The organism is Salinicola endophyticus (assembly GCF_003206575.1).
Lineage (GTDB): Bacteria > Pseudomonadota > Gammaproteobacteria > Pseudomonadales > Halomonadaceae > Salinicola > Salinicola endophyticus.
In genome coordinates this window covers 147,050-160,647 of the sequence record NZ_PZJO01000004.1, presented here as the reverse complement: position 1 = coordinate 160,647, position 13,598 = coordinate 147,050, and the positions used below count along the sequence as shown (strand labels likewise).

Below are 13,598 nucleotides of genomic sequence, written 5' to 3'. Positions count from 1 at the left end.
CACGCGATGCCGCGCAGCCTTACCGCCACCTTTCCGTTCGCTGACTTCGAGGGCCTCGCATGCTGACGCTCAGCCTCGCCACCCTGTTCACCCTGGCGCTGCTGCTCGGCGGCGGCGTCTGGATCGCCTTCGCCCTGCTCGGTACCGGCTGGCTGGCCCTCACCGGCTTCTCCAGCTTCGAGGTCGGGCCGATTCTCGCCTCGGACTTCTGGGGCGCCAGCTACGGCTGGGACCTGACCGCGCTGCCGATGTTCGTGTGGATGGGCGAGATCCTGTTCCGCTCGGGGCTCGCCGATAACATGTTCCGCGCGCTGTCGCCCTGGCTCAACCGGCTGCCGGGCCGGCTCTTGCATGCCAATATCATCGGCAGCGGCCTGTTCGCCGCGGTGTGCGGCTCTTCCGCCGCCACCTGCGCCACGGTCGGCAAGATGACCCTGCCGGAGCTTGAGCGCCGCGGCTACAGCGAGACCCTGGCGCTAGGCACGCTCGCCAGCGCCTCGACGCTGGGCCTGCTGATCCCGCCCTCGATCATGATGATCGTCTACGGAGTGGTCACCGAGCAGTCGATCTCGCGGCTGTTCATGGCCGGCATCGGCCCGGGGCTACTGCTGCTGGCGCTGTTCATGCTCTATCTGGTGGTGTGGTCGCTCAGTGCCGGGCGCCGCGGTGGCGCCGGCCACGCCGAGCCATCGATGCCGCTGGGCGAAAAGCTGCGCAACAGCTGGCGCCTGCTGCCGCTGCTGGCACTGATCGGCGGGATTCTCGGCAGCATCTACGGCGGTGTCGCCTCGCCCACCGAGGCTGCGGCGGTGGGCGTGGTGCTGTCGATGCTGATAGCACGGCTCAACGGCCACTTCGACCGGCATATCTTCCTCGAATCGATGTTCGCCGGGCTGCGCACCTCGTGCATGATCGCTTTCATCATCGCCGGCGCCTCCTTCCTCTCCTCGGCGATGAGCTTCACCCAGTTGCCCACGCAGCTGGCCACCGCCATCGCCGACATGGGGCTCTCGCCCAACCTGCTGCTGGTGGTGCTGACGCTGTTCCTGCTGGTGCTGGGCTGCTTCCTCGACGGGATCTCGCTGATCCTGCTGGTGACCGCGATCATCATGCCGCTGATCAATGCCGCCGGCATCGACCCGATCTGGTTCGGCATCTATCTGGTGATCGTGGTGGAGATCTCGCAGATCACGCCGCCGGTGGGCTTCAACCTGTTCGTGATCCAGGGGCTGACCGGCAAGAACATCTTCACCATCGCCAAGGCAACGCTGCCGTTCTTCCTGCTGATGCTGCTGGCGATTCTGCTGCTGCGGCTGTTCCCGGAGATCGTGCTCTATCTGCCCCAGGCAATGAATCGCTGAGCGCCTTGCCGGCCTCAGAGGGTGTTTACAAAATGCCTGCGCTCGACGATACGGCGTTGAAATCGACCTCAAAGTACTCATTTACACCCCGTAAACTCCGTCTTTTCGGCCGATTTCGCCTTGTCTCGCCTTCGCTCGTCGATTTTGTAAACACCCTCTCAGAAAGCCACTCACTAGCAAAAAGCAAAACGCCCCCTGCGGCCTGGTCGCAGGGGGCGTTATCGTCTTGCGTCCCGCGGCAGGCTGTCTCCGCCCAGCCGGGTGAGCTACTCGGTGAAATCGTCGACCGGATGGCGATACCCCAGCATCAGGGCATCGGCAACGTGACGGAAGGGACTGACATCGACATCCGACTGGCCGCGGCCGATCAGCCCGGCGAAGCGCTCGTAGAGTCCGGCGTACTCGGCGTCCGGGCCCTCTTCCCTCAGCTCGCCGTCGACCCGCATGCGGCTGCCGCCGGCCTCGAGGGTGAGGCGACCGTCATCGGTCTCGACATGGATCTCCCAGATCGGTGGCGTGCCGACCTGACGGAAGTCGAACTCGGCGTGAATCGGCACCTTGAGCCCGTCGACGAAATCGAGCGAGGCCGCAATCGGGGTCTGGCAGTTGCCCGGTACCTGCAACTGGGCATCGATCAGATGAAAAGGCCGCGGCAGAATGGCGGTGGCGATCGACAGCGCATTGATACCGGGGTCGAACACGCCCATGCCGCCCGGCTGCCAGATCCACGCCTGGCCGGGATGCCACTCGCGCACATCCTCTTTCCAGACGATATCGACCCGCTGGATCTTGCGCGTCGACAACCAGCGCCGCGCCGGGGCGACGCAGTGGGCATGGCGCGAGTGCCAGCTGGCGAACAGGGTGACGCCGCTACGCGCGGCATCCTCGCGCAGCGTCTCGATCTCGGCCAGGGTCGCCCCGGGCGGCTTCTCGAGCATCACGTGCTTGCCGTGGGACATCGCCAGCCGGGCCTGGGCGGTGCGCACGCCGGCCGGGGTGCACAGGGCGACGGCGTCGACTGTCGGCCCCTCCTTGAGCAGCGCTTCCAGGGTCTCGAAATGCGCCACCCCGGGCACGGCGGCATTGCGGCTGGCGACCGCGCTCAGCCGATAGGCAGGGTTGGCATCGATGGCAGGGTGATGCTGATCGCGGGCGATCTTGCCGTAGCCGACGATGGCGAGACGAATGGTATCCATGGCGTGAAACTCTCCCGCTGACGTGATGCGTGGACGATACGCAGCGCGCCCGACGCCGGCGCGCCACTCTGCCGGGCCAGGCCTGGCCCGAACGCAATCTGACATGACAGTTGCCACGCGTCACCTTGGTGACGGGCCGGCGCTGCCGATCATGACATCCCCGGCCATCCGCTCCAATCCCCTCTTGGTGGCGGCCCTGGCGGGGGTGAAAGACAGACGAATCATCGCGGTGTCGGCGGCGCTCACTCGATCCGCTGCAGGAAGGCGGTGCCCCCGAGCTGGCGCATCTGACGCTGGATCCAGGCCGAGCGCTTGAGCACATAGGGCGAGGGCCGCGAGGCGCTCCAGCCGCGCGGGTTGGGCAGGATCGCCGCCAGCCGGCTGGCCTGGGTGACATTCAGATTGGCGGCAGAGGTGCCGAAATAGTGCTCGGCGGCGGCTTGCAGGCCGAACACCCCGGTATCCCACTCGGCGATATTGAGATAGACCTCGAGAATGCGCTGCTTGGGCCACAGCGCCTCGAGCAGCAGCGTGAACCACGCCTCCAGCCCCTTGCGCACCCAGCTGCGCCCGGTCCAAAGGAACAGGTTGCGCGCGGTCTGCTGGCTGATGGTGCTGGCACCGCGCAGGTCGCCGCCATCCGACCACGAGGTGAGCGCGCGGCGAATCTGGTCGGTATCGAAGCCCCAATGCTCCGGGAAGCGTTGATCCTCTCCCGCCATCACCGCCAGCTTGGCGTTGTCGGAGAGCCGCGACCACGGGGTCCACTGCTGATGGATCTCGAGATTGTCGCCGTGCAGCCAGGCCCCCACCTTGCGCTCGACCATCACCATCGAGCCGAACACCGGCACGAAACGGAACACCAGCACGAGGAACACCGATAGGCCGACGAAAGCGGCAATGGCGATGAAGAAGTAGCGCAACAGCTTGCGGGGCCAGCCTGTCTGCATGCCTGGGGCTCACGTCGGTCAGGGGCGCACAGTATAACAACGTGTGGCTGGCACAGGGGGGCGGCGGCGCTTTATCGTGGAGCCGCATCCGCCAAGAGGAGTAGCCGCATGCCGATCGACGCCTTCATCCGCCGTCTCGAGCGCCTGGATGCCGATCCCGACGCACCGCTGAGCGAACGCCGCGAGGCTTATGAGCGTCTGCATCGCCAACATCGTCCGCCCGATCCGGCGGGCCTGCGGTTCGAGGACGCGCACATCGCGGGGGTGGCGGTGCGCCGCTTCAGGCCACAGGGGGCGGAGAGCGGCTGCGTCGTCTATCTCCACGGGGGCGGCTGGAACCTGGGTTCGGTGGAGAGCCACCACGGCATCACCGCCGACCTGGCCGCGCGCCTCGGCCGTGAGGTGGTGAGCGTGGATTACCGCCGCGTGCCCGAGGCCAGCTACGCGGCGGCGCTCGAAGAGTGTGCCGCGGTGGTCACCGCCTGCACGCCCCTGGCGGTGGTCGGCGACAGCGCCGGTGGGCGCCTGGCGATCGATGTTGCCCATCACGGCTGGCAGGGGCCGTTGGGGCTGATCTATCCGGTGGTGGGCGTGCCCACGCCGGAGACGCTGGGCGACGACGCCCCGCTGCTGTCACGGGCAGATATTCTGGCGTTGTGGCAGAGCGTGGCCGACGACGTGCCGGCCATCCCCGGCGAACGCCCGCCGACACCCGCCATCGAGGTGCTGGCGGTGGCGCGCGACCCGCTCACCCGGCCGCTGGAGGCGGCGGTCGAGGCGTGGCGCCACGCCGGCGCCGATGTGGGCTATCGCTGCGCACCGCAGATGGTGCACTCGGCGCTGCACGGCCACGCCGAGCTGCCGGCGATGCGGGAGTCCTGGCAGGCGTTCTGCCAAGCGCTGGTCAGGCGCATCGCCTGAACGCGCATACCCGTTCGCGAACGCGACTCAGTTCGCGAACTCAGCCTTGACCGCGTCGATCGCCGGCTTGCCGTTCTTGGCGGTGACACCTTCGAGCCACTTGGCCACGGTCGCCTCATGACCGTGAATCCACTCGCTGGCCACCTCGTCTGCGGGGCGCTCCTCGTGGCTGTACTGGTAGACCCAGTCGTTCTGGTCGGCGATATCGACCCGGTACTGGGAGAAGAAGCGATAGAGATTGGCGTCCTGCTGCTTCAGGTCGCCCGGCACCAGGGTCCAGACCGTGCTGACGATATCGGCGACACCGCTGTCGTCGGCATCCTTCAGGTAGTAGAGGTCGTAGTTGACGTTCATCCAGTGCGGCTCCCAGCCGACGAACGTCACCCACTCATGATCGGCGATCTTCTGCCCGGCATAGGCCAGCATCGCCGCGGTGGAGCTCTCCTGCAGCTGCCAGTCGCCGAGGCCGGCCTTGTTCTCGGCGATCGCCTTCAGAATGGCATCGTTGATGCCGGTACCCGCTTCGATACCCTGGATCTTGCCATCGAAGCGGTCACGGTAGCGGTTGAGATCGGCCACGCTGTCGACCCCCGCCTCATGGACGTATGAGGGCACCACCAGCCCCGAGGTCGCGTTGCTGATATTGGCCGCGGCGTGGGCCAGGCGCCCCGAATCGAGCAGCGGTTCGGTCATCTCCTGCTGCACCGGATACCAGTTGCCCAGGTAGGCATCCAGTTGGCCATTGGCCAGCCCGTTGAGGATGACCCCCACCGCCAGCTCCTTCTGCTCGGTGTGGTAGCCCATGGCGTCGAGCAGCTGAGCGGCGATTTCGGTCTTGACCGTGACCCCGGGCCAGGGCGAGACGCCGAAACGCACCTGGTCGAGATCGGCGTGGGCCGGGCCGGCGGTGAGCAGCGCCAAGGGCAGCAGGGAAAACAGACGTAGCGATCGATGGTCATTCATGGTGGGTCCGAGAGGGTTGCCAGAGACCCCCTTACTCTGCGCCCCTGCAAGCCGAGAACTTCACACGATGAGACAAAAAGTTGGCACGACACGTCATGAATAGGCGGTCGGCTCCGGAAACTGTCGGTATAGTGCCCAGCGACCGAGATCGCGGATCTTGTAATCGACCGGATCATGCAGGGTGTGCGTGCGCGCGTTGCGCCAGAAACGGTCGTAACCGAAGCGCCGCTGGGTGCCCCTGGCGCCGGTCATGTCGAATAGCCGGTTAGTGATCTCCAGTACCGCCTGGTGTGCGGCGACCTTGGCTTCGGCAACGGCGATCGCGGTCTCGCCGCGCGCTGCGGCGGTGATCTCGCTGCCCTGCGCGAAGTGGCGCTGGACGACATCGCCGGCGATATCCGCGAGCACCTGCGCCCCGCGCAGCTTCACCCACAGCTCACCGGCATGGCGCTGAAGGAACGGGTCATCGCCGGCCCGTTCCACGCCGGAGGCCAACCAGGGCCTGGCCTCGTCCCGGGTGTAGCGACGCGCCTCCTCGAACGCGCCCTCGGCGATACCGAGGTAAAGATTGACCAGCACCAGTTGAGCCAGGCAAGTGCGGAATGGCACCACCGGCGTCCCGGGGGCGCCGGGCTCGATCAACACCTCCTCCGGCTCGACCACGACCGAGTCGAAGGTCACCGTGCCACTGTCCGTCTGACGCTGGCCCATGGCATCCCAGTCGTCGTGCACGGTAATGCCGCGGCGCTGGGTCGGAATGGCCGCCACCACCAGACTCCGACTGGCCTCGTGCCAGGCGGACGCGAGCAGATAGTCCGACCCCAACGCGCCCGAACAGAAGCCCTTGTCCCCGGTGAAGACCCAGCCCCCGCGCTCTCGGTCCAGGGCCCGCGTGCGCTTGTCGAGCGGATTGAGTGTGTTACCCCAGAACCAGTTCTTCTGCGCAGTACCCACGAGCAGCTTCGCGCGTTGCGCCTCGGACCCGTAGAGGATCACCGAGCCTACTTGAAGGTGATGGAAGGCGAGAAGATGCGCCAAGGCCGAGTCGGCCTGCGCGATTCGCCGCACGACGCGATAGATCAGCGACCAGGGAGCCCCCACGCCGCCCGCCCAGGCCGGCACGGAGAGCTGCAGCAATCCATGCTCGCGCAGCAGCTCACGCTCGCTGGCCGCATGCCCTCCCTCGCGGTCTCGTGCGACCGCCGTTGTCGCGAGCGTGCTGGCGACTGCATCGGCCACCGCCAGCCAGTGGCGAGCGTCATCGTGAGGCGTCTCGTGGCCGCTCATGGCATCGACAAGGGAAGCAGTGCTATCTGACATATCGGAAGAGATCCCTGGCATGAGGTGGAAACCTTGTCCCGAGAGCGCATGATTCGACACGACGGAATCGATCGACGCCCGCGGGTCCTTGGCACGGGAAGTGAAGAGGAGTGGGCGTACGATTACAGCCGTCGAGAGGGAAGACAAATCAGTTTTTGGGATGAGTAAATCAGCGGCGGCAGAGGCGATGACTTCCCTCTCATCTTCAGCACGCCTACGGGCCTCATCCGACGACGACCCGACCGAGTACCCTGGGCATGACGACTCGCGACGTCTCGCTTTCACGCCGCCGCCGGGCTTTTTCGACAGGGAAACTCGATGCCGCCGACGAGGAACACCAGCGTTCATATGGATAGTCGATTTTATTGGTTAACGTCGACGCCGCCATGGTCCAACATCTGGGAGTGATCATGAGGGCCGTCTCCAATGTGTCAGATATTCGGTGTCAACAGTCTCCGCCCCATCGCGCCCAACTATCTGCTGCGGGGATTTTTCTGCCGCGGTGGCGGCACCAGCGACCACAAGGACGGCTGGGGCATTGCCTATCGCGCCGAGAATGGCCAGCCGCACCTCAAGGTGTACGCCTCGAGCGCCTTTCGCTGCCAGCACGCCCATATGCTGGCCGGCGGCAGCACACGCTCGCGGAACCTCATGGCACATATCCGCAAGGCGACGATCGGCGCGGTGGAGGATGCCAATAGCCACCCCTTCACCCGCACGCTGTGGGGGCGGCATGTCTTCTTTGCCCACAACGGTGACCTGAAGACGTTCGCCCCGGCGATCGCGCCACGCTTTCGTACCTTCGGCACGACCGACAGTGAAATGGCGTTCGCGTCGATACTCACGCGACTCGTCGAGCGCTTCGGCGACGCCTTTCCGCCGCTTCCGGCCCTGTACGATGCACTTCAGGACATCGCAGCCGATATCGCCCGTCACGGTACCTTCAATTTCATCCTGACCGTCGACGATCTGATGTTCGCCCACGCCACCACCGATCTGCACTGGACGGCGCACGAACCGGGCACCCCGCGGGTCCGCCTGATCGACTGCGACGAACAGGTGGACACCGGGAGCCTGCACTGCACCGACGAACGCTTCGTCATCGTCGCCACCCACCCCGTCACCGAAGGACATCGGTGGCAGCGCTTCGGCAAGGGTGAACTGGCGCTGTTCCACGCCGGCCGCCGCCTCGACACCCACAGCCACAGCCACAGCCTCGACAGCGACGAAGACACCCTCGGAGAGGGGCAAGCGGACTGGCCCGACGACAGACGGCAGGCCCTGGCAGCCAGCGCCTGACAGGGCATAAGACCGCGCTTCATCGACCACCGGTCTTCGCCCAAGTATCCCTGTCACCGCCCCCCAGAACGCCCCGGCCGTGGACGCCAGAGGCGGCGCCCCCGGCCGGGCCCGATTCGGGATGCCACCGGATTGCCTGGCATCGTGACGCCCTGGCTACGCCCTGGCGCCGTGACGCTCTGGCTCTCTGGCGTTGCCGATCTGCCAGACACCGGTGGGCGGCACGCCATTGACCCGCCAGTTGCCCACATCGCGCGCCTTGTAAATGACCGGATTGTGAGAGGCCAGCGTGCGTGCGTTACGCCAGTGGCGATCGAGCGCCTTGGACAGCCGCGTATCCGACGCGCCCAGCGCATTGAACAGCAAGGTGGCCGCCCGCGGCACAAGCTCGCTGGCAATGACCTGTGCCTGCCCGGCCTCGGCCTCCGCGAGGACATTGCGCTCGGTCAGCAGGGTCTCGTCGTCACTGGTGTGGGCCTCATAGGCCTCCTGCAGGGAGTGGGTCGCCCGCAGCAGCGTGGCCTCCACGGCAAAGGCCAGACTGCTGATCTCGCCGACCACCTGCAGTACCTGTGCATCCTGACGCGACACCGAGGCATTGCCGTGGCTGTACATGCGCGAGCGAGCCCTCACGCCCTGGGTCGCATCACGCGCGACCGCACGGCCAATGCCCGCCAGGGAAGCCAGCAGTACATGCTGATAAAACGCGGTCTGATAGCGGAAACGGTCGGCGAAGTCGAATAGATGCGCCTGCTCGACAAAGGCCTCGTTGAAACGCGTGGTACCGCTGCCGGTCAGACGCTGGCCAAAACCATCCCAGTCATCTTCGCGCTGTACCGAGGGCTGGTGGGTGCTGACCAGCGCAATGACATCGCCCTGGGTGTCATTGCGGCGGGCGAAGACATCGATCCAGTCGGCAAACAGCGTGCCGGTGCTGTAGAACTTCTCTCCGCTCAACGACCAGCCCCTCTCCAAAGGGGTTACCCGGGTGTTCACATCACCGAGCGCCACCGGCCCGATTTCCGTCCAGCCATTGCCCACCAGGTCGCCTTCGACAAAGCGTCCAAACCAGCGGTCGCGCTCGGCACTATCGGGCTGGTTGAGACGATCCTCCACGAAGGCAAAATGCCCCCGTAACGCCTGTGGCAGATTGGCGTCAGCCTCTGCCAGTTCGCTGAGCAATCCGAACAGCTGCGGCAACGACACGCCCCAGCCGCCCTTGTCACGGGGAGTTCGTAGCGCGCCAAATCCGGCTTCCTTCAACCATGTGATGGGCTCATGCGGCAGCGCTCGATCCCGTTCTCGCGCCACAGCGCCGGCCGCGATACGTTCGAAGACCGGTCGAAAAGTGGCAATCAGTGTCTGTTGGCTGGCGCCCGTTGATAGTTGACTCATATCCGTGTCCTTACATGGCGTTGTCGTCGATGTCCTGGCGTATCGGTCCCTTTCATATCGCCCGCAGAAAGTCGATGGAGAACGGACACCACCTCGAAGGGTATTTCGCTCATGTCACGCCCCACCGGTTATCGGGTGAGAACGGTTATATGACGTCAGCACACAGCCAACAAACAACAATCATCGATATTGATTTCTAGAAATCAGGACATCAAAAATCCACGCCCAAAAAGTCGGAACAGATACGCCGTTGCTGAAAGAGCCAGAGGTCTGAACGGCGTGTCGAAAGGTGCGCCGGGGTTGGTACGTAAAGTCGGCGAGCGCAGGCGGTTTTCGTACACGCTCCGGGGCCAGCCTCAAGACGCCATGGCCTCCGCGATATTCACCGCCCAGCGGACCCGCGGGCGACCGACGGCAAGGCTCGAATATACCCAGAACACATATACCAAAAACACATATAGGAATTACCCTTCATTCGATATAGGTATGAGTAATCGCTATTTTTCGCGCGCCCGAAAGGAATTTATATTCCTCGACATACAAATCCAGCCGAGTCCGTGATGAATCTGCAACAGTTACGCATCGTGCGCGAGACCGTGCGCCAGCGCTTCAACCTGACCGAAGCCTCGAACGCGCTCTTCACCTCCCAGTCCGGCGCCAGCAAGCACATCCGCGATCTCGAGGATGAGCTCGGTGTGGAACTTTTCGAGCGACGCGGCAAGCGCATTCTGGGCCTGACCACCGCTGGCGGCACCCTGCTCGACATCATCGAGCGTATTCTGCTCGATGCCGAGAACTTGAAACGCTCGGCACAGCAGCTGGCCAATCAGGATCAGGGGCGGCTGGCCATCGCCACGACGCACACCCAGGCCCGCTACGCGCTCCCGCCGGTGGTCGCCAGCTTCAAGGAGCGCTTCCCCAAGGTGAGTCTGGAGCTCCACCAGTGCAGCCCGTCGGAGATCGTCTCGCTGCTCAAGAGTGGTAGCGTGGATATCGGTATCGCCACCGAGGGCGTCAACGACGAGGGCTCCTCGTTCGTACGCTTCCCCTTCCATCACTGGCATCACAGCATCGTCATTCCAGAAGGGCATCCGCTGGCGCAGGTGGACGATCTGCGGCTCGAGGATATCGCCGACTACCCCATCGTCACCTACCACGAAGGCTTCACCGGCCGGACGCGTATCGATCAGGCGTTCCAGGCCGCTGGCCTGGTACCCAACGTGGTGCTGACGGCACTCGACGCCGATGTGATCAAGACCTATGTCGAACTCGGCCTGGGCATCGGCGTGATCGCTTCACTGGCTTACAACGCCGAGCGCGATCGCGGCCTGACCCTGCTGCCGGGAGACACGCTGTTCCCGCGCAACACCACCTATCTGGCGCTGCGCCGAGGCCACTTCCTGCACGCCTTCGTCTATGAATTTCTGCATCTCTGCAGTGACGCGCTGGATGAAGCCACCATTCAGCGGGCCTTGGGGACGCGCTGATGGTGAATCGGCAGAAGTGATNNATCACTTCTGCCGATGTCGGTACCTGCTATCGAGCGCTCTCGATCTCTCCGCCGTGGCCGCGCTTTCTGATCCTTCAGAAGACGACGAGCCAGAATGCCCTCGCGCGCCCTTACGACACTGGTATCGGCGAGACAGCCTGCATCGATATTCAATACCTGCATTGGTGTCATCAAGCGTGCGAGGCGAGGCTCATAAACGCGACTCCAGCGACCTGAAACCTATTGTCAAGACGCTTGACACCCTCTTTTCGCTTGTGCTTTTACCGCCCTTTTTCCCTGCAGATTCGACGCTCATACGGGCCACTCTCAAGACATCTTTATCGCGATAACCTCTGCAGAATTTCTCACTTATCGGGCCAAAGTTGCCTTGCTAGGCTCGACGTCACTGCGAACAACTCTTCGGAGGGACATTCATGCCTATCGTCACACTTGCCGGCAGCCCGAGCGCCACCTCTCGCTCTCGCTGCATGCTCAATTACGTCAAGCAACGAATCGGCGCGACCCACGGGCAACTCTCGTCCTTCGCGCTGGACGACTTCGATCCCGCCGCGCTCGTGCAGGGGCGCTGGGACGATCCCGGCGTGGTGGCGCTGCGTGACGCGGTGGCGGCTGCCGACGCCGTGGTCATTGCCACCCCGGTCTATCAAGCCTCCTTCAGCGGCGGGCTCAAGCTGATGCTCGATCTGCTGCCTCAGCATGCGCTGACCCACAAGACGGTGCTGGCGCTTGCCACCGGCGGCAGCGACCACCACCTGCTGATGCTCGACTACGCGCTCAAGCCGGTGCTGTCGTCGCTGGGTGCCCGCCATCAGCTCGCCGGTGTCTACGCCTCACCGCTGCATATCGAGAAGACAGCGGACGGTCGCTACCGACTCGGCGAGAGCGTGCGAGAACGCCTGGACGAGGTCATCGATGAACTCATCGAATCGCTCGCGCCCGTGGCCAAGTCCCGTACCAGAGACCTAGCCCGGCTCGCCCTGGCCTAGCGCTCAGGGAGAGGCTCGAAGCGATGCAGCAGACCAGGCTCCTCGCCTGTCGCAGCGCCCCCGACACGCCGCCGACAGCGGCCTATGGATCCCACCGGAGACAAGACGATGAGCGACACCCCCTCCAGCGCGAAAAAACGCATCATCCTGAACGCCTTCGACATGAGCTGTGTCGGCCATCAGGCCGCCGGTACCTGGCGTCACCCTGCTAGCCAGGCTGCCCGGTACAACGACCTGGAGTACTGGACGAATCTGGCCGTGGAACTGGAGCGTGGCTGCTTCGACACCCTGTTCATTGCCGATGTGGTCGGGGTCTATGATGTCTATCGCGGCTCGGCGGAAGCCGCCCTGCAGGACGCCGCACAGGTGCCGGTCAACGATCCGTTCGGGGCCATCTCGGCCATGGCGGCGGTGACCAGCCATCTCGGCTTCGGCATCACCGCCGCCGTGACGTTCGAGCACCCCTTTCTGCTGGCCCGCCGGCTGTCGACGCTGGACCATCTGACCCAAGGCCGTGTCGCCTGGAACGTGGTGTCGAGCTACCTGGATAGCGCCGCACGCAATATCGGTCTCGACCGTCAGATTGCCCACGACGATCGCTACGCTCTTGCCGAAGAGTACATGGAGGTCACCTACAAGCTCTGGGAGGGCAGTTGGGAGGAGGGAGCGGTGCTGCGCGACCGTACTCAGGGTGTCTTTACCGATGCTGGCAAGGTGCACCCGATCCAGCACGAAGGTCAGTACTTCCGCGTGCCGGGGTTTCATCTGTGCGAACCCTCGCCGCAGCGCACGCCGGTCATCTTCCAGGCGGGCGCTAGTGCAAGAGGTCGCCAGTTCGCGACCCGTCACGCTGAAGCCATGTTCATTCTCGCCACCAGCGTCGAGACCGCCGGGGCGCTGACGGACAAGATCCGCAGCGAAGTGGCGGCCAACGGTCGCGAACCTGACAGTGTGAAGATCTTTGCGCTGTTGACCATCATCACCGGCCCCACGGATGAGGCCGCCCAGCAAAAGTACGCAGAGTATCTCAGCTACGCCAGCGCCGAGGGGACGCTGGCGCTCTACGGCGGCTGGACCGGGCTCGACTTCTCCTCGCTGGACCCGGATACGCCATTGACCGCGGTAGCAAACGACAGCCTGCGCACGACGCTGGAATCCCTCGCCGCCGACGGCGATACCTGGACCGTGCGAGACGTGATTCAAAAACGCGCGATCGGCGGACTGGGCCCCGTGCTGGTGGGCGGCCCCGAGACCATTGCGGATCAACTCGAACGCTGGGTCGATGAAGGCGGCGTGGATGGCTTCAATCTGGCCTACGCCGTCACGCCAGCATCGACCACCGATTTCATCGACTTCGTGGTACCCGAACTGCGCAAGCGCGGGCGGGTGCAGCGCGAGTACGCCCCCGGGACACTGCGCGAGAAACTGTTGGGGGATAGCGGTGGGCGAATTCGCGAAAGCCACCCAGCCGCCCACTGGCGTCAGCACTACGTGGGGCGCGAAAGCGTCGCCGATGCCAGCCACTCCTCCCCCTTCGGATAGCGCGGATCACTTCTGTCAAACGCCCCAGACGAGTTCGGCAGCGTGGCGTCACTGCCGGCTAGCCGGCAGTATCACTTGGCGCCCATTTTTCGGAAAACCCGATAAAAAAACCGATGATCTCTCTGGGTTATTGACTGGCCAACCCGGGAATTCTT

At 64.6% G+C, this 13,598-nt stretch carries 11 protein-coding genes; 6 read left to right on the top strand and 5 right to left on the bottom strand.

Translation table 11 applies throughout. The features are described from left to right. Positions 1 to 59 precede the first annotated feature (59 nt). Positions 60 to 1,361 (top strand): TRAP transporter large permease, encoded by a 1,302-nt coding sequence (locus DOM66_RS10145; protein WP_110678345.1) that lies wholly within the window; start codon positions 60 to 62, stop codon positions 1,359 to 1,361. Between the two features lie 266 nt (positions 1,362 to 1,627). Here DOM66_RS10145 and DOM66_RS10140 read toward each other — a convergent pair whose 3' ends face one another. Next, complete coding sequence (locus DOM66_RS10140) at positions 1,628 to 2,557, bottom strand: Gfo/Idh/MocA family protein (RefSeq protein WP_110678343.1); 930 nt, start codon at positions 2,555 to 2,557, stop codon at positions 1,628 to 1,630. 242 nt (positions 2,558 to 2,799) lie between these two features. Further along, entirely contained in the window at positions 2,800 to 3,507 is a 708-nt protein-coding gene (gene mtgA, locus DOM66_RS10135) for a monofunctional biosynthetic peptidoglycan transglycosylase (RefSeq protein ID WP_110678341.1), read from the bottom strand. 108 nt (positions 3,508 to 3,615) lie between these two features. Between mtgA and DOM66_RS10130 the strand changes: the two genes are divergently transcribed. Further along, on the top strand, positions 3,616 to 4,428 hold the full coding sequence (locus tag DOM66_RS10130; protein ID WP_110690043.1) for an alpha/beta hydrolase fold domain-containing protein: 813 nt from the start codon (positions 3,616 to 3,618) through the stop codon (positions 4,426 to 4,428). Between the two features lie 27 nt (positions 4,429 to 4,455). Here the strand turns inward: DOM66_RS10130 and DOM66_RS10125 are convergent, their stop codons facing one another. Together DOM66_RS10125 and DOM66_RS10120 are read right to left on the bottom strand one after the other, a co-directional pair. Then, positions 4,456 to 5,391: an ABC transporter substrate-binding protein gene (locus DOM66_RS10125; RefSeq protein ID WP_110678337.1), complete on the bottom strand. Its 936-nt coding sequence runs from the start codon at positions 5,389 to 5,391 to the stop codon at positions 4,456 to 4,458. Positions 5,392 to 5,484: 93 nt separating this feature from the next. After that, positions 5,485 to 6,711, bottom strand: a complete 1,227-nt coding sequence (locus DOM66_RS10120) for an acyl-CoA dehydrogenase family protein (protein WP_223161949.1) — start codon at positions 6,709 to 6,711, stop codon at positions 5,485 to 5,487. 426 nt (positions 6,712 to 7,137) lie between these two features. Here DOM66_RS10120 and DOM66_RS10115 point away from each other — a divergent pair, with 426 nt between their 5' ends. Beyond that, positions 7,138 to 8,010, top strand: a complete 873-nt coding sequence (locus tag DOM66_RS10115; protein ID WP_110690041.1) for a class II glutamine amidotransferase — start codon at positions 7,138 to 7,140, stop codon at positions 8,008 to 8,010. Positions 8,011 to 8,166: 156 nt separating this feature from the next. Here the strand turns inward: DOM66_RS10115 and DOM66_RS10110 are convergent, their stop codons facing one another. Then, positions 8,167 to 9,405: an acyl-CoA dehydrogenase family protein gene (locus DOM66_RS10110; RefSeq protein WP_110690040.1), complete on the bottom strand. Its 1,239-nt coding sequence runs from the start codon at positions 9,403 to 9,405 to the stop codon at positions 8,167 to 8,169. Between the two features lie 560 nt (positions 9,406 to 9,965). On the opposite strand from DOM66_RS10110, the gene DOM66_RS10105 reads away from it, so the two are divergent. From DOM66_RS10105 to DOM66_RS10095, 3 genes are all read left to right on the top strand, one after another. Continuing rightward, a complete protein-coding gene (locus DOM66_RS10105; RefSeq protein ID WP_110690039.1) occupies positions 9,966 to 10,892 on the top strand; it encodes a CysB family HTH-type transcriptional regulator in 927 nt (308 codons plus the stop codon). Between the two features lie 436 nt (positions 10,893 to 11,328). Further along, a complete protein-coding gene (ssuE, locus tag DOM66_RS10100) occupies positions 11,329 to 11,901 on the top strand; it encodes an NADPH-dependent FMN reductase (RefSeq protein ID WP_110678327.1) in 573 nt (190 codons plus the stop codon). Between the two features lie 108 nt (positions 11,902 to 12,009). Further along, positions 12,010 to 13,443, top strand: a complete 1,434-nt coding sequence (locus DOM66_RS10095) for an LLM class flavin-dependent oxidoreductase (RefSeq protein WP_110690038.1) — start codon at positions 12,010 to 12,012, stop codon at positions 13,441 to 13,443. The last annotated feature ends 155 nt before the right edge of the window (positions 13,444 to 13,598 follow it).